Below are 15,740 nucleotides of genomic sequence, written 5' to 3'. Positions count from 1 at the left end.
ATTCCATGGAGCCGTGGAGACTCTCGAAACCATCGCCCGTGCCGGTACGCCGCAAGGCGAGGTCGCGCTGCGTCGCCGCGGGGACGCGATCGAGTTGATCGTCAACGGCGTCTTCGCCATGGACTCCCGGGAGGTCACGTCCGAGATCGCCTTGGCGGACGCCGCACCGCTCGGCCGCGTCCTCGTCGGCGGCCTGGGGCTGGGCTACACGGCTGCCCGCCTGCTCGACCGGGGCACGCTCCACCTGGACGTTGTCGAACTGGCTGAGCCGCTGATCGCCTGGGCGCGGGCCGGCGTGACCGAGCAGCTGGGCCGGGTGGCGTCCGATCAGCGAGTGAGGCTCCACGCCGGCGACATCGCCGACTGGATCCGCTCGCAGCCCGGCCCCTGGGACGGCATCCTGCTCGACGTCGACAACGGCCCCAGCTTCCTCATCCACGACCACAACGAGCGCGTCTACTCGGCCGAGTTGCTGGCGACGTTCCTGGCGCGACTCGCGCCGGGAGGCGTCCTGCTGATCTGGTGCGAGGAGCCCTCGCCGGAGCTGCTGGCGACCCTGTCCCGCCTGGTCGCCGAGGCGTCCGAGATCATCGTTCCGATCGAGCGCGAGGGGCGCCGCTTCGACTACGCGCTGTACCGCGCGTCCGTCTAGAAGCCCGATTCCTCGAGCAGGTCCGTGACCAGCGCCGCGATCGGCGACCGCTCCGGACGCGTCAGCGTGACGTGGGCGAACAGGGGGTTGCCCTTGAGCCGCTCGACGACCGCGGCGACGCCGTCGTGGCGTCCGACCCTCAGGTTGTCACGCTGAGCGACGTCGTGGGTCAGCACGACCTTGGAGTTCTGGCCGATGCGCGACAAGACGGTGAGCAGGACGTTGCGCTCCAGCGACTGCGCCTCGTCGACGATCACGTACGCGTTGTGCAGCGAGCGGCCCCGGATATGCGTCAAGGGCAGCACCTCGAGCAGGCCCCGGCCGTCGATCTCGTCCAGGACGTGCTTGTGCACGATCGAGCCCAGCGTGTCGTAGACGGCCTGGCCCCACGGCGACATCTTTTGCTCGGCATCGCCGGGCAGGAAGCCCAACTCTTGGCCGCCGACGGCGTACAACGGGCGGAACACGATGACCCGGTCGTGGGCGCCGCGTTCCATGACGCATTCCAGACCGGACGCCAGCGCCAGGGCCGACTTGCCCGTCCCCGCCCGGCCGCCCAACGACACGATGCCGACCGACGGGTCCAGCAGCAGGTCCAAGGCCACCCGCTGCTCGGCCGAACGGCCGTGCAGTCCGAAGACGTCCCGATCGGACTTGATGAGCCGCAGGACGCCGTCGGGATGGAGCCGCGTGAGCGCGCTCGACCCGCCGCCGCGGACGATGACGCCGGTGTGGCAGGGCAGGTCGTCGGTCAGCTCGGACGCCAGCGAGTGGTCGGCGTAGAGCCCGTCGATCTCGTGCGGTGCCAGGTCGATCTCGGCCATCCCGGACCAGCCGGTGTCGGGCGCCTGCTCGTGCTTGTACTCCTCGGCCGGCAGCCCGACGGACGCCGCCTTGACGCGGAGCGGCAGGTCCTTGCTGACCAGCACGACCTGGCGACCCTCGGCGCGGTAGTTCAGCGCCACCGCCAGGATGCGGGAGTCGTTGTCGCCGAGCCGGAAGCCGGGCGGCAGCACCTCCGGGTCGGTGTGGTTCAGCTCGACCCGCACCGAGCCCTCTAGCTCGTTGACCGGGACGGGCTGGTCGAGGCGTCCGAACCGCACGCGCAGATCGTCCAGGTAGCGCAGCACGACGCGCGCGGCGTGTCCGAGCTCCGCGTGGTGCCGCTTCGCCTCCAACTCGTTGATGACGACCAAGGGCAGGACGACCTCGTGTTCGGCGAAGTGCCGCAACGCGTGCGGATCCGACAGCAGGACGGACGTGTCGATCACGTACACCTTCTGATCGGTCGCCGCGGACGAATCCGCCCTTGACAAGCCGAATTGGTCGACGTCGACCCGCGCGGTCGGCGATGCGGTGTGGTGGGAGGTCTGGTCGGTGTCGAGCACGTCGGTCCTTCGTTGCCAGGGCCGAGGCGAATCGGCCTCACTGTCGAACACTCCTGGACGCCGACGCTTCGGCGTCCCTGTCCTCACGGTAAGCAGCGACGCGGCGTCGACTTCACGCGCCACGCCGGGCGTTTCGCGTCGTTCGCCCATCCGTTACCCGGACGCCGCCGAGCCTGCCGCTGATTGGTTACGTTGCCCGGACCGAGGCCTGCCAGGCAGCCGGACGCCGCCGCGGCGGCCCTGCCGGGCGGCCGAGGTCCGGCCTAGGATCACCTTCATGGCCATCGATCCTCGTCTGACCCTGACCACCAGCCCACTGGCGCCCGCGGCGTCCGTCATCACAGGCGATCGCTACCGGATCACGGTGCTGACCGACCGACTGATCAGGCTGGAGTACTCCGAGACCGGCGCCTTCGAGGACCGCGCGACCCAGGTGGTGGTGAACCGCGACTTCCCCACGCCGGACTTCACCGTGACGGCGAAGGGGGACGGCCTGCTGCTGCGGACCGCCGGGCTGACGCTCGAGTACGACGGCGGCGTGTTCAGCACCGGAGGGCTGAGGGTCACCCCGATCGGCGGCAAGAGCTATCACCAGATCTGGCGGTACAACGAGCCGCCGCACCCCCACTCGAAGGTGCCGCTGAACCTGGGCGGCACCGCCCGCACCTTGGACGAGGTGGACGGGCCATGCGCCCTGGAACCCGGGATCGCCGCCACGGTCGGCGTTGCGCCGCTGGATGACAGCCACTCCCTGGCGCTCACCGACGACGGCTGGGTGGCTCGCCGGACCAACGACATTGACCTCTACCTCTTCGCGTACGGCACCGACTACGCGGGCGCCCTGCGCGACTTCTACCGGCTCACCGGCCCGACGCCCCTGCTGCCCCGCTACGCGCTGGGCAACTGGTGGAGCCGCTATCACGCGTACTCGGCGGAGAGCTACGCGGCCCTGCTCGACCAGTTCGAGGCCGAGAACCTGCCGTTCTCGGTGGCCGTCATCGACATGGACTGGCACCCGGTCGACATCGATCCCAAGTATGGCTCGGGCTGGACGGGCTACACCTGGAACCCCGACCTCTTCCCCAACCCCAACGCGTTCCTGGACGACCTGCACCGGCGCGGCCTGGCGGTCACGTTGAACGTTCATCCGGCCGACGGCGTCCGCGGCCACGAGGACGCCTACCCCGCCATCGCGGCCCGCCGCGGCGTGGACGTGGCGTCCGAGGAGCCCGTGATCTTCGACATCGGCGACCCCGACTTCATCGCCCCGTACCTCGAGGAGGTGCACCACCCCTTGGAGGACGCCGGCGTCGACTTCTGGTGGATCGACTGGCAGCAGGGGCTCGCCTCCCGCGAGCCCGGACTCGACCCGCTGTGGGCGCTCAACCACTTCCACTACCTCGACAACGCGCGCGGCGGGAAGCGTCCGCTGGTGCTGTCGCGCTACGCGGGTCCGGGCTCGCACCGCTACCCCATCGGGTTCTCCGGCGACACGGTTACCAGCTGGGAGTCGCTCGACTTCCAGCCGTACTTCACGTCGACGGCCGCGAACATCGGCTACGGCTGGTGGAGCCACGACATCGGCGGCCACATGTGGGGCGTCCGCGACTCCGAGCTGACGGCGCGCTGGTTCCAGCTGGGCGTGTTCTCGCCGATCAACCGGTTGCACTCGACGTCCAGCACCTTCGCCACCAAGGAGCCGTGGCGCTTCGACAAGGTCAACGGCTCGGTCATGGCCGAGTTCCTCCGGCTGCGCCATCGCCTGCTGCCGTACCTGTACACCATGAACGAGCGCGCACACACGGCCGGCGAGCCGCTGGTGCGGCCGCTCTATTACGTGGACGCCCGCCGCGAGACCTTCTACGAGTCGCGGAACGCCTTCCTGTTCGGCACCGAGTTCCTGGTCGCCGCGATCACCACGGCGGCCGACCCGCGCACGCGGTACGCGTCCGTGGAGACCTGGCTGCCCGAGGGCCGTTGGATCGACTTCTTCAGCGGCCTGGCCTACGAGGGCGGACGCCGCGTCCGGCTGCACCGTCCGATCGAGACCCTGCCGGTGCTCGCCAAGGCGGGGGCCATCGTCCCCTTGAGCGGCCCGGACGCCCTCGGCGTCGAGAACCCCGCGTCCTTCGAGGTCAGCGTCTTCGCCGGCGCCGACGGCGCCTTCGAGCTGTACGAGGACGACGATGCGCTCCAGCCACGGTCCGTCCGGACGCGGCTGTCGTGGTCGGACGCCGACCGCACCTTCACCATCCACCCGGCCGAGGGTGCGCTGGATGTCGTCCCGACCACCCGCTCGTACGCCGTGCGGTTCGTCGGCGCCGGCGTCCGATCAGTCGAGGGCTTCGCGTCGACGTTCGACGAGGCGTCCGGCAGCGTGCTCGTCGAGCTGGGCCCGGTCGCCACGGCGACGGGCGCCGCCGTGCGCCTGGGAGGGAGGCAGGATTCGGGCAACCGGGAACTCGACCGCATCAAGGCCTTCCTCCTCACGGCCGACATCGACGTCGTCGCCAAGGAACGGCTCTGGGACGCCCTGGCGGCCGAGCCGTCCTTCGAGCGTCGCATGATGGTGCTGGAAGGCTTCGACTTGGACGCCCCGGTGCGGGGCGTGGTCGCCGAGATCCTGTTGGCCTCTCCGGAGCCTGTCCGCGCCTGATAACGGCAGCCCGGGGCCGCGAGCCGGTCCCGGGCTGCTCACGTTCAGGGCGATCAGGGGGGTCCCTGCCTCGGGTACCGCAGGGGGGAGATGGCGTGGGCGACGCCGGTGGCTTGTGGCGCGGGCGAAACCCGTTGTCATGCCGTGGGCGCAGCCCATTGCTCTGACCTGAACGAAACCGGTGGTTAAAGCGTTGATCCGCCAGCCGCAGGGGACGGCTGGCGGATCTTGCGCACGGCGCGGGCTATGGAGGAAGCCTCACGCACCAACGTCGGCTCGGGACCAGCGAGCCTGTGGATTCACCGCACTCACAACCTAACAACCCCTCCAGGGGTTTCCTAGTCCGAACTCCCCCATCGGCACTAAGGGCGGATGGGATTGGTACTTAAGTACCGGTTCCCCGCCCCCGCACCTTCGCCGAGAGCATCGGAGATACTAGTCACGTGCGTTTTCGTAATCACCACGCGGGCTGCTGCGGCTTCAACCCGACCCGTCCGGACGGGTCGGAGTGGACGCACGTCCTGACCCTGCACGACGGCAGCACCGTCCACGCGGACACGCCCGAAGAAATCATCGAAGAGCTGGTCCCGGGCTTCACCAGCCTGGACGAGCAAGGACGCCTGCGCGCACGGGTCCGGCTCTCCGAGCGGGTCGCGGCTGCCAGCCAAGAGGTGCGGATCAACGCCGCGATCGCCCAGGGCATCCTCGACCCTGCCGACCCCGACAGCGCCGCCCTGATCGACGTCCTCCGTGCTGATAAGGGGCAAAGCATGCTGCTTGAGACCGAGGACGATCCTGGCGTCCAGGCCGCCTGGCAGCCCGAGCCGACGCTGGTGCTGCTGGCCACCCGCTACGCGCCGCACACCGACTACCCGCCCGTGACGGGCAACGTCAGCTACATCGACCCCTCAACGGACGCCGCGCTGCTGGCGTCGCTGAACCGCGCCCAGATCTTCGACTACTGGACGAGCGCGACGTGAGCGGCGGCGTCCGACCTCAGCGACCGTAGCGGCGCTCGCGGTCGGAGTAGGCGCGCAGGGCGCGCAGAAAGTCCACCCGGCGAAAGTCGGGCCACAGCGCCTCGCAGAAGTAGAACTCGCTGTGCGCCGATTGCCACATCAGGAAGCCAGACACGCGCTGCTCGCCGGAGGTTCTGATCACGAGGTCCGGGTCGGGCTGACCGGCGGTGTAAAGGTGGCCCGCGATGTCGCCCATCTCGAGGGTGTCGGCGACCTCGGCGAGCGTCCGGCCCTTGCGGGCCTCGCCCTGCAACAGCGAACGGACGGCGTCCCGAAGCTCGGTGCGGCCGCCGTAGGCGACCGCGATGTTGACGTGCAGCCCGGTGGCCTCGGCCGAGGACGACTCCGCGCGACGCAGGCTGGCGGCGACGGCGTCCGGCAGCAGGTCAAGGTCGCCGACGATCTGGACGCGCCACCGTCCGGACGCGGCGAGGTCGCCGGCCAGCCGGTCGATGACGTCCAGCAGCGGGGCCACCTCAGCGGTCGCGCGCGACAGGTTGTCGGTGGACAGCACCCACAGGGTGACCACCTTGATGCCCACCTCGTCGCACCAGACGACGAACTGCTTGAGCTTGTCGGCGCCGGCCTGGTAGCCGACCGTGAGCTCGCTGCCCGGCGCGTTGAGCCGCGCCCAGCGGCGGTTGCCGTCGGCCATGACGGCGACGTGCTTGGGGAGCCGCTGGGGGTCGATGTCGCCGAGCAGGCGCGTCTCGTACGTGGAGTACAACAGGCCGGACGGCCGCAGCCGATCCGCCCAGTCCCGGACGTTGTCTCTCCACGCCATAGCGGGAGCCTAGCGACGCTCAAGGCGTCCGTCTGTGCGCTACGGCGAGGAAGATCCCGCTGTCAGCGCGGGGATGGTCCGGGGTCGGACGCCGCGGGCGGCGGCGTCACACCTTGGCCAGTAACTCCAACGGCTCGCCCGCGAGCAGGTGCCCGATGTTCACGCGCACCGCGGTCTCGACACCCAGCGGACGCCCGCCCGCCGCGTGCGGCGTCAGGATCGTGTTCGGAGCGTCCCACAGGGGCGAGTCCGCCGGAAGTGGCTCGGTCTCGAACACGTCGAGGGCGGCGCCGCCGAGGCGTCCAGCGCTGAGAGCGTCGACCAGGGCAGCCTCGTCGATGCAGGTGCCGCGTCCGACGTTGACCACCAGCGATGTCGGCTTGAGCAGCGCCAGCCGCTGGGCGTTCAGCGCGTGCTTGGTGCTGGGCGTGTTCGGCAGGACCATCACGAGGACGTCCGTCTCGGGCAGGAGCCGAGGCAGCTCGTCGGCCGTGAAGCAGTCGTAGCCACCCCGGACGCCGGCGGTGGACGCCACCCCCCGGACCCGGGCGCCCAGGTCGGTCAACACCCGCGCCAGGTTGGTGCCGATGGAGCCGAACCCCCAGATCAACACCTCGGTGTCGATGATCGAACCGAGGCGCTCGGCGGTGTGCAGCGGTCGGAACCCGGGTCCGTCCCAGAGATGCTGGGACTGCTTGGCGAGGTAGTGGGGCAGGTTGGTCGTCAGCGCCAACGTGAGCGCCACGGCATGCTCGGTGACGGTCTGGTCGTGGAAGCCGCGGCCGACCGTGATCTGCACCCGCTCGGGCAGCCCGGCGGCGAGCAGCGCGTCTGGGCCGGCCGTCATCGCCTGGACCCAGCGCAGGTTCGGCATCTCGGTGGCGAACTGGTGCAGGTTCTGCGCCGCAAAGCCCCAGACGACCGCTGCGTCGGCGTCCAGCAGGTCGTCGGGGACCGGCGCGGCGGGGTCGTAGAGCGCAACCTCGACGCCGTCGGGCACCGGATCGAGCGTGAAGGGCGCGTCGGACGGGATCAGCAGCTTCATGCCTTCAACGTAGCCGCATGACGAGCCGCGAGGTCACCCACGGCCGGTTCCGAAAGGGCCAGACTCCGCCTGGATCAGCTGCGCTGCCAGAGCGCCGCGCGGATCTCCTTCACGCTCGACGCCGGCGGCAGGCAGGTCTCGCCGCGGCACACGTACACCGTGCCGCCGGTCGCGACGTCGTCGTGCTCGTCGTACTCCTCGGACGCCGCCCCGAGCGGCTTGGTGAGCGGGTACTCGCCCGGCTGCCGGACGCCGCGGCCCTCGAACCAGTGCGCGAAGCCCTGCTGGCCGGTGCGTCCGCGGACGATGGCGGCCCCGATCGGTGCCATCCGCCACGCCGCCTGGGTGGCCGGGGTGATCGCCGCCTCCGAGTCGTCCACGACGGCCACGACGGCGGGCCGCAGCCCGCGGCGTCCCTCGTCGGCGACGAGCAGATCACCCAGCGCGGACGCCGCGAAGCGCGGGTTGCGCTCGACCGATCCCCACGTGGTGGACGCCGCGGCATCCGCCCGCTCGATGAAATCCTGCCGGTCGGCGAGCAGCCCGACGAGCCGCAGCGCTTCGATCAGCGCCGATGTGCCCGACGGCGTCGGGTTGTCGGCGATCTCGCGGGGCCGCTCGTAGAGGTCGGACGCCGCCGCCGCATCGAAGAAGCCGCCATCGGGGGCCGCGAACAGGGGCAGCGCGGCGTCCAGCAGCGTCACCGCGCGGCCCAGCCAGGCCGGGTCGCCCGTCGCGCCGGCGAGGTGCACGAAGCCGGACGCGACGGCGCCGTAGTCCTCCGCGAAGCCCGCGACCGGTGCCGCCTCGCCTCCCCGAGAGACCCGACGCAGGACGCCGTCCGTCCAGTGGATCGACCACAGCGCCTCGCCCGCGGCCCTGGCCAGCTCGAGCCAGGACTCCTCGCCGAAGACCTCGGCCGCCCACACCAGCGAGGCGATGAGCCAGCCGTTCCAGGACGCGACCACCTTGTCGTCGCGCGCGGGGAAGAAGCGGCGATCGCGGACGGCCAGGAGCCGCTCGGCGATCCGGGTCAGGCGCTCGGCGTCCGGCACGCCGACCAGTTGCAGGGTCGACAGCCCGTGCTCGAACGTGCCCCGCTCGGTGACGTGGAAGACCTTGGCCGCCCAGGCGGCGTCCTCTTCACCCAGCGCCTCGGTGAGCAGCTCGGGCGACCAGCAGTAGAAGATGCCCTCGTGGTGCGCGCCGGACAGGTCCAGGCTGTCGGCGTCCATGCTGGCGGCGAACGCGCCCGACTCGAGCAGCATGTCGGTCGTCAGCCACGTGACGATGCCCCGGACGGCGCGCTCGAACAGCCAGCGCAGGACCGGCGAGTGCGTCGGCGTCCGCCGCCAGCCGCGGGCGTAGGCGCCGAGCAGCAGCGCGTTGTCGTACAGCATCTTCTCGAAGTGCGGCACCACCCAGGACGCGTCCACGGAGTAGCGGTGGAAGCCGCCCCCGATCTGATCGTGGATGCCGCCGCGGGCCATGTGTTCCAGGGCTCGCTGCGCCATGTCGAGCGTGCCCGTCTCGCCCTTGATCAGCAGGGCGTCGATGAGCCGCGGCGCCGGGAACTTCGGCTGCATGCCCCAGCCGGCGTTCACGGGATCGAAGCCCTGGGTCACGGCCTCCAGCGCCTGCCAGACGCCGGGGGCAGCGTCCGCGGACGGCACCTCGTTGATCTCGGCGAGTTGGGCGACGATGCCGGACGCCGACGCGAGCACCTCGTCGCGGCGCGAGTCCCAGGCGTCCGCGAGGGCGGTCAGCACCTGCGGGAAGGACGGCATCCCATGGCGCGGCTCGGGCGGGAAGTAGGTGCCGGCGAAGAAGGGCTTGCCGTCCGGCGTGGCGAACACCGACATCGGCCAGCCGCCCTGGCCCGTGAGGGCAGCAGTGGCGCGCATGTAGACCGCGTCCACGTCCGGACGCTCCTCGCGGTCGACCTTGATCGCGACGAAGTGCTCGTTGATCAGGGCCGCAGTGCCGGCGTCCGAGAACGACTCGTCCGCCATGACGTGGCACCAGTGGCAGGCCGAGTAGCCGACCGAGATGAAGACGGGCACATCCCGTCGGGACGCCTCGGCGAACGCCTCGTCGCACCACGGCCACCAGTCGACAGGGTTGTCGGCATGCTGCTGCAGGTACGGGCTGGAGGCGGACGCCAGACGGTTCGACATGCCGGCCAGCCTACCCAGGCGAGCAGACGACGGCCGGACGCCGTCCCCGGGTTACTCCCCCGGGCCGGCGAACGGGCTGGACTGGACAGCCCTGGGGTCGACGGGGACGTCGATCTTGCGCATGTGGCGACGCATGCTGAGGTAGAGCAGGTAGCACACGAGCAACAACACGCCCGTGAGCAGCAACGGCAGCCAACCCGGCGCGACCAGGTCCTTCAGATCGAGTAGAACCACGTGTCGAGCCTATCCACGAAGTGGGTGTCGAGCCCAGCGAAGAGGTCGTCCTCCGGAAGGGTGACCGGAACCATCGACTTCACGAGCTGGTAGTCCTCGGTCGGCCAGCCCAGCTTCTGGATCGCTAGCGGCACCGCGAACCAGAAGCCGTCGGGGTCGATCTGGGTGGCGTGGGCGCGCAAGGCGTCGTCACGCACATGGAAGTACTCGGCGCACGGCACGAAGGTGGTGAGCCGCTGCGTGAGGTGGTCGTCCATGCGGCTGAGCCGCTCGGCGTACACCCGCTCGTGGCCGTTCTCGTGCAGCACCTCGTCCAGCTTCTCGAAGCGCCGACGGTGGAACGTCATGTGGTAATAGACCTTGACCACCTGCCAGGGCTCGCCGTGCTCGGGCCACTTCGTCGGGTCGGCCGCATCCCGGACTGCGGCCATGGTGATCTTGTGGGTCATGATGTGGTCGGGGTGCGGGTAGCCGCCGTTCTCGTCGTACGTCGTCACCACGTGCGGGCGAAACTCGCGCAGCACCTTGACGAGGCGTCCGGCTGCCTCGTTGACGTCCTGGACGGCGAAACAGCCGTCCGGCAAGGGCGGCAGCGGGTCGCCCTCGGGCAGACCCGAGTCGACAAACCCCAGCCAGACCTGCTCGACGCCGAGGATCTCTCGGGCGCGGTCCATCTCGCGGGCCCGCAGGAAGGCGATGTTCTCCTGATTGCCGGGGGTGTCCATCTTCGGATTGAGGATGTCGCCGCGCTCGCCGCCGGTGCACGTGGCCACCATGACCCGGACGCCCTGGCTCACGTAGAGCGCCGTCGTGGCCGCCCCCTTGCTGGACTCGTCGTCCGGGTGTGCGTGCACGTGCAGCAGCCGCAGCTGCCGGCCCGCGGCGTCCACCCTCATCTGTTGGCAATCAGGCATGCCGCCCATTGTCCGCGACCGGGGGCGGCGTCCGGCACGGCGTCCGGCATCAGGGCAGCCGATGCCACAATGGACGGGTGACGAACCTGTCGGACGCCGACGCCGACGCCGCGCGCATCGCGCGGCGCTATCCGCCCGCCCGGACGCCGCGCTGGCTGTGGCTGCCCGTCGCGATCGTCGCCGGGTCGTTGCTCGTGGTGTGGACGGTGTGGTCGGGGCTGCACCACGCCAACCCCCCTGCGGCGGCGCACATCGTCAGCTTCAAGGTCGTCTCGGACACCCAGATCGACGCGCTGGTCACTGTTCAGCGCACGGACGTGCGCTCGCGGGTGGAGTGCCAGGCCAGCTCGCAGGCGATCAGCTACGACACTGTCGGCCAACTGCCCTTCACCTGGGAGCCCAACGGCGAGGAGCTTCAGACCGACTGGATCAGCGTCAAGACGTTCAAGAAGCCCGTCACCGTGCAAATCGACTGGTGCAAGGTCGTCGGATAGCCTGACGCGATGACCGAGACGAACACCGACGCCATCTGGCTGACGCAGGACGCCTTCGACAAGCTGTCTGCCGAACTGGAGTACCTCAAGGGCGAGGGCCGTCGACTGATCTCGGCAAAGATCGGCCAGGCCCGCAGCGAGGGCGACCTCTCGGAGAACGGCGGCTACCACGCCGCCCGCGAGGAGCAGGGCCACGCCGAGGCACGGATCCGGCAGCTCGAGGTCATGCTGCGTAACGCCCAGGTCGGCGAGTCGCCGACCCAGGTGGACGCCGTCACGCCGGGCGTGGAGGTCACGGTCTGCTACGACGACGATCCGGACGACACCGACACCTTCATCCTCGGCTCACGCGAGCTGCTCGCCTTGTCCGACGACGACCGCATCGACGTCTACTCGCCCCAGTCGCCCCTGGGCGCCGCGGTGCTGGGCAAGGCCGTCGGCGAGTCGGCGTCCTACGTCGGGCCGACGGGCGCCGAGTTCTTCGTGACGGTGCTGGAGATCAAGCCCCATCTCGGCTGAGGTCGACCCGCCAGTCAACGATGGGGGCGTGCGTTGGCCCACCGTGGCTCAACCGTTTGGCCGATGGGGTCTCCGTTGGCTGAGCTTGTCGAAGCCCCTTGTCAGGTGGGGTCTCTGTCGCCCCTGGGGCATTCGTTGGCTGAGCTTGTGCAAGCCTCTGCCGATGCGACTTCGACAGGCTCAGCCTGGCGATCAGTCAGTGCTCGCTAGCGCGGCGTGCCGCACTCGGGGCAGAACTTCGCTCCCGCTGGCAGGGCCTTGCCGCAGCCAGCACAGGCCGCGGCCAACGGCGTCCCACACTCGGCGCAGAACTTGCCGGTCTGACCCGAGGCGCCGCAGCCGGTGCACGAGGAGGCCGCAGCGGCGTGCCGCGGGGCCGTCTCGTGACCGTCGACCGAGGCGTCCTTGATGAAGGCCACGCCCATCACGATCTCGACGTCGAGGCGTCCGGACCCGTTGCCGACCACCCACTCGTCCACGGCACCGACGCCCTCGCCCGGCCAGTTGATGCGTCCCATGCTGGCGGCGCCCCGAACGGTCACGTTCGCGCCCTCGGTCAGGTTCACGGTCAGGACGCCGGATTCGCACTTCACCCGCGAGCGGCCCTCGGCCAAGGGCCCCTCCACGAGTGCCGGACCGACCTGGACCAGCACGTCGGACGCCTGCCGGACGCCCTTCAGGGTCGCCCCGCCCGCGCTGACCCGGATGCGTCCGAGCATCGGGACGCCCTCGCTGGTCAGCCCGGACGCCGTCACTTCGGCGTCCACGATGAGCCGCGGATGGACGTGCACGACCAGTTCCGTGCCGAGGCCGAGGTTCTTCAGGTCGTCCAGAGAGCGGGGCAGCTTCAGCAGGCTGAAGTTCTCCAGCGGCGTGCCCTGGCCCTCGGAGGTGATCTCGAGCACGCTGCCGGACCGGCGCAGCGTGTGCGGTCCGGACACCGAAGCGCTCGCCACGGACGCATCCCCGACGATACGGACACGGCGTCCGACGGCCCGCACGCTGACGCGCTCGGCGCCGCGGCCCTGCGATCCAGCGGCCTTGGGCTCGGCCGGGGGCGGCTCGGGCGCGGGCTCGGGCTGGGGTGCCGGATCGGGACGCGTCGGATCCTCGGCGTGCCCGCCGGGGCGGGTCTCCTCGCGCGCGAACGCGCGCCAAGCGTCGGATGAGCCGTTCTGGGGGTCAGTCGTCATGCCGACAGCCTAGGCACGATGGCCAACGGCGTGGACAGTCCAACAGCGACCTTCGTGAACCCGTTCACAGCCCCTGAGCTTGTCGAAGGGCCTCGACCAACTCCACGACCTTCTCTGTGACCGCGGCGGCCCCTATTCGCCGTGCCGGTAGACGACGGTGGCATTGCTGGCGGAATAGGTATCGCTGAGCGAGACTTTTCCCGCCAGGAATCGGCCGATCCTCGTCCAGTCACCGACCAACGCGCGCGATCTCGACGCATCTCCGTCGCACCGACCGCCCCTGTTGGCCCGCCGCAGTTCCTCCATCGACCCCGCTCAGCCACCCTGCCCGCCCGCGCTACGGTTCACGGGTGACTCCCCGACCACTCACCGACCTCATGGCCCCCGACTGGGCCGAGGCGCTGGCCCCCGTCGAGGGCGACATTCGTCGGATGGGCGACTTCCTGCGCGCCGAGCTCGCCGCCGGGCACCGCTACCTGCCCGAGGGCGACAACGTGCTGCGGGCGTTCTCGCGGCCGCTCGCCGACGTCCGTGTCCTGATCGTGGGCCAGGACCCGTACCCCAACCCCGGGCATCCCGTCGGGCTGTCGTTCTCGGTCGCCCCCCACATCCGGCCGCTCCCGGCGTCCTTGACCAACATCTACAAGGAGCTTGCCGCCGACCTTGGCATTACACCTGCGGCGTCCGGCGACCTCACGCCCTGGTTCAACCAAGGCGTGCTGCTGCTCAACCGGGTGCTGACGGTTCGGGCGGGTCAATCCAACTCCCACAAGGGCAAAGGCTGGGAGCCCGTGACCGCGCGCGCCATCGAGGCCCTCGTCGAACGCGGCGGGCCTCTGGTGGCGATCCTGTGGGGACGCGACGCCCAGAGCCTCGCCCCGGCCTTGCAGGGCGTCGAGATCATCGCTTCGGCGCACCCGTCCCCGATGGCCGCCGACCGCGGCTTCTTCGGGTCGCGTCCGTTCTCGCGCGCCGATGCCGCACTCGTCCGCGCGGGCGCAGAGCCCATCGATTGGGACCTCAACGAGCCCGGACGCCCGCCGAGCGGCACATCTGTCTCAAACGTGGGTCCGAGCGGTGATCCTGGTCTGACGCCGTCGGCGCGAGCGACGTAGCGTCGAGCCAGGCCCACGAAGGAGTGACATGGCCCCGATTTCGCTGGACGCCTTGCTGAGCGTGGTCCTGGACGCCGGCTCGCTGACTCCCTGGACGACCCAAGACCCGGTCGTCGGCATCGAGGACGCCTACGCCACCGAGTTGGCCGCGGCCCGCGCCAAGACCGGACGACGCGAGTCGGTCGTCGTCGGCAAGGGCACGATCAACGGACGCCGGGTCGCCGTGGTCGCGGGCGACCCGGCATTCCTCGCCGGCTCGATCGGGGTGGCCGCCGCCGAGCGACTGGTCCAGGGCCTCGAGCGCGCCACCCGCGAGCAGCTCCCCATCATCGCCTTCCCGGTCGGGGGCGGCACTCGCATGCAGGAGGGCTCGATCGCCTTCCTGCAGATGGCGAAGATCACCCAGGCCGTCATGCAGCACAAGGAGGCGAACCTCCCCTACCTCGTCTACCTGCGGCATCCGACGATGGGCGGGGTGTTCGCGTCCTGGGGCTCGTTGGGTCACGTCCAGCTGGCCGAGCCGGGGGCGATGGTCGGCTTCCTCGGACCACGCGTCTACGAGGCTCTCTACGGGCAGGCCTTCCCGGACGGCGTCCAGTTGGCCGAGAACCTGCAGCGCCGCGGCATCGTGGACGCCGTCGTGCCGCATGCCGAGTTGGCGGGCGTCCTGCACACGATCCTGAACGTGGCGATGGCCCGGCGTGAGCGCGGCCTGACCTCGGCCGATCGGACGCCGACGCCGCCGCTCCCCCAGCCACCCCTGGCGGACGTCCCGGCCTGGACGTCGGTCCAGATCACCCGGCGTGCGGATCGGCCCGGCGTGCGGGACCTGCTCGCGCGCACGGCGTCCGACGTGACGATGCTGAACGGGACGGGCGACGGCGACTCGCATCCGGGCTCGGTGCTGGCCCTGGCCCGGTTCGGTGGCGCGCCCTGCGTCGTTCTGGGCCAGTGCCGCCAGGGCCAGACTCTGGACCATCCCCTCGACCCGGCCGCCCTACGCGAGGCACGTCGGGGCATCCGACTGGCCCGCGAGCTGCGCCTTCCTCTCGTGACCGTGATCGACACCCCCGGCGCGGCCCTGAGCCGATCGGCCGAGGAGCGCGGCCTCGCCGGCGAGATCGCGCGCACCCTCGCCGACCTGTTGACGCTGCAGACCCCGACGATCAGCGTCCTGCTCGGCCAGGGCACCGGCGGGATCGCCTTGGCGCTGGCGCCGTGCGACCGCGTGATCGCGTCCGAGCATGCTTGGCTCGCGCCGCTGCCCCCCGAGGGCGCGTCCGCGATCGTGCACCGGGACACCGCGCACGCGTCCGAGATGGCGGCCACCCAGGGCGTCCGCGCCGCCGACCTGCTCACCAACGGCATCGTCGACCGCGTCGTGCCCGAGCCGCCGGACGCCGCGGCGGACGCCGACGCCTTCTGCTCCGGCATCGCCGCCGCGCTCACGTCCGAGTTGGTGGCGCTCATGCTCGTCCCCCGCAAAGAGCGGCTGCGGCGCCGCGCAGCGCGCCTCCGCGGACTCGGCCTGCCTGGCTGACGGCCCGACT

Annotated in this window: 13 protein-coding genes and 1 pseudogene; 7 read left to right on the top strand and 7 right to left on the bottom strand. The window is 70.7% G+C overall.

The genetic code is table 11. The features are described 5' to 3' along the window. The first annotated feature begins 13 nt into the window (after positions 1-13). Positions 14-652, top strand: coding sequence for a polyamine aminopropyltransferase (locus tag FN821_RS10270; protein ID WP_131172532.1), 639 nt, complete (start codon positions 14-16; stop codon positions 650-652). On the opposite strand, the gene phoH2 is transcribed toward FN821_RS10270, so the two are convergent. Next, on the bottom strand, positions 649-1,968 hold the full coding sequence (gene phoH2 / locus FN821_RS10265; RefSeq protein ID WP_241660215.1) for an RNA 5'-3' helicase PhoH2: 1,320 nt from the start codon (positions 1,966-1,968) through the stop codon (positions 649-651). The two genes, FN821_RS10270 and phoH2, sit on opposite strands and share 4 nt — an antisense overlap. Positions 1,969-2,317: 349 nt before the next feature. Between phoH2 and FN821_RS10260 the strand changes: the two genes are divergently transcribed. Both FN821_RS10260 and FN821_RS10255 read left to right on the top strand, forming a co-directional pair. Further along, the gene (locus FN821_RS10260) at positions 2,318-4,696 is read left to right on the top strand and encodes a glycoside hydrolase family 31 protein (protein WP_131172534.1); all 2,379 of its coding nucleotides are present in this window, start codon (positions 2,318-2,320) and stop codon (positions 4,694-4,696) included. A 443-nt stretch (positions 4,697-5,139) separates the two neighbouring features. After that, a complete protein-coding gene (locus FN821_RS10255; RefSeq protein WP_131172535.1) occupies positions 5,140-5,676 on the top strand; it encodes a hypothetical protein in 537 nt (178 codons plus the stop codon). A gap of 16 nt (positions 5,677-5,692) precedes the next feature. Here the strand turns inward: FN821_RS10255 and FN821_RS10250 are convergent, their stop codons facing one another. The 5 genes from FN821_RS10250 to mca form a co-directional block, all read right to left on the bottom strand. After that, on the bottom strand, positions 5,693-6,499 hold the full coding sequence (locus tag FN821_RS10250) for an isoprenyl transferase (protein WP_131172536.1): 807 nt from the start codon (positions 6,497-6,499) through the stop codon (positions 5,693-5,695). A 106-nt stretch (positions 6,500-6,605) separates the two neighbouring features. Further along, complete coding sequence (locus tag FN821_RS10245; protein ID WP_131172537.1) at positions 6,606-7,544, bottom strand: NAD(P)-dependent oxidoreductase; 939 nt, start codon at positions 7,542-7,544, stop codon at positions 6,606-6,608. Between the two features lie 74 nt (positions 7,545-7,618). After that, positions 7,619-9,721, bottom strand: coding sequence for a thioredoxin domain-containing protein (locus tag FN821_RS10240; protein ID WP_131172538.1), 2,103 nt, complete (start codon positions 9,719-9,721; stop codon positions 7,619-7,621). Between the two features lie 51 nt (positions 9,722-9,772). Then, positions 9,773-9,955 carry a hypothetical protein gene (locus FN821_RS10235; RefSeq protein WP_131172539.1) on the bottom strand — a complete coding sequence of 61 codons (183 nt, stop codon included), beginning with the start codon at positions 9,953-9,955 and terminating at the stop codon, positions 9,773-9,775. Beyond that, positions 9,937-10,878, bottom strand: coding sequence for a mycothiol conjugate amidase Mca (gene mca, locus FN821_RS10230; protein WP_421958052.1), 942 nt, complete (start codon positions 10,876-10,878; stop codon positions 9,937-9,939). The genes FN821_RS10235 and mca overlap by 19 nt, the downstream gene beginning before the upstream one ends. A 68-nt stretch (positions 10,879-10,946) precedes the next feature. Here mca and FN821_RS10225 point away from each other — a divergent pair, with 68 nt between their 5' ends. Both FN821_RS10225 and greA read left to right on the top strand, forming a co-directional pair. Next, positions 10,947-11,363 (top strand): DUF4307 domain-containing protein, encoded by a 417-nt coding sequence (locus tag FN821_RS10225; protein WP_165489333.1) that lies wholly within the window; start codon positions 10,947-10,949, stop codon positions 11,361-11,363. A gap of 9 nt (positions 11,364-11,372) precedes the next feature. Next, positions 11,373-11,882: a transcription elongation factor GreA gene (gene greA / locus FN821_RS10220; protein ID WP_131172541.1), complete on the top strand. Its 510-nt coding sequence runs from the start codon at positions 11,373-11,375 to the stop codon at positions 11,880-11,882. A 206-nt stretch (positions 11,883-12,088) separates the two neighbouring features. On the opposite strand, the gene FN821_RS10215 is transcribed toward greA, so the two are convergent. Continuing rightward, positions 12,089-13,075, bottom strand: a complete 987-nt coding sequence (locus tag FN821_RS10215; protein ID WP_131172542.1) for a zinc ribbon domain-containing protein — start codon at positions 13,073-13,075, stop codon at positions 12,089-12,091. 350 nt (positions 13,076-13,425) lie between these two features. Here FN821_RS10215 and FN821_RS10210 point away from each other — a divergent pair. Together FN821_RS10210 and FN821_RS10205 are read left to right on the top strand one after the other, a co-directional pair. Further along, a pseudogene (locus FN821_RS10210) lies at positions 13,426-14,100 on the top strand (uracil-DNA glycosylase); the annotation flags it as partial. Between the two features lie 118 nt (positions 14,101-14,218). After that, on the top strand, positions 14,219-15,730 hold the full coding sequence (locus FN821_RS10205; RefSeq protein WP_131172544.1) for a carboxyl transferase domain-containing protein: 1,512 nt from the start codon (positions 14,219-14,221) through the stop codon (positions 15,728-15,730). Positions 15,731-15,740 lie beyond the last annotated feature (10 nt).

The sequence above is a fragment of the Propioniciclava tarda genome, assembly GCF_900182665.1.
GTDB lineage: Bacteria > Actinomycetota > Actinomycetes > Propionibacteriales > Propionibacteriaceae > Propioniciclava > Propioniciclava tarda.
Note: the sequence above shows the minus strand (reverse complement) of the source record. Positions and strands in the feature narration are given on the sequence as shown.

Excerpts from the sequence above, each read along its gene's own strand:
- FN821_RS10260 (WP_131172534.1), top strand. The coding sequence starts at position 2,318 with ATGGCCATCGATCCTCGTCTGACCCTGACCACCAGCCCACTGGCGCCC.
- FN821_RS10250 (WP_131172536.1), bottom strand. The coding sequence starts at position 6,499 with ATGGCGTGGAGAGACAACGTCCGGGACTGGGCGGATCGGCTGCGGCCG.
- FN821_RS10245 (WP_131172537.1), bottom strand. The coding sequence starts at position 7,544 with ATGAAGCTGCTGATCCCGTCCGACGCGCCCTTCACGCTCGATCCGGTG.
- FN821_RS10240 (WP_131172538.1), bottom strand. The coding sequence starts at position 9,721 with ATGTCGAACCGTCTGGCGTCCGCCTCCAGCCCGTACCTGCAGCAGCAT.
- mca (WP_421958052.1), bottom strand. The coding sequence starts at position 10,878 with ATGGGCGGCATGCCTGATTGCCAACAGATGAGGGTGGACGCCGCGGGC.
- greA (WP_131172541.1), top strand. The coding sequence starts at position 11,373 with ATGACCGAGACGAACACCGACGCCATCTGGCTGACGCAGGACGCCTTC.
- FN821_RS10215 (WP_131172542.1), bottom strand. The coding sequence starts at position 13,075 with ATGACGACTGACCCCCAGAACGGCTCATCCGACGCTTGGCGCGCGTTC.
- FN821_RS10205 (WP_131172544.1), top strand. The coding sequence starts at position 14,219 with ATGGCCCCGATTTCGCTGGACGCCTTGCTGAGCGTGGTCCTGGACGCC.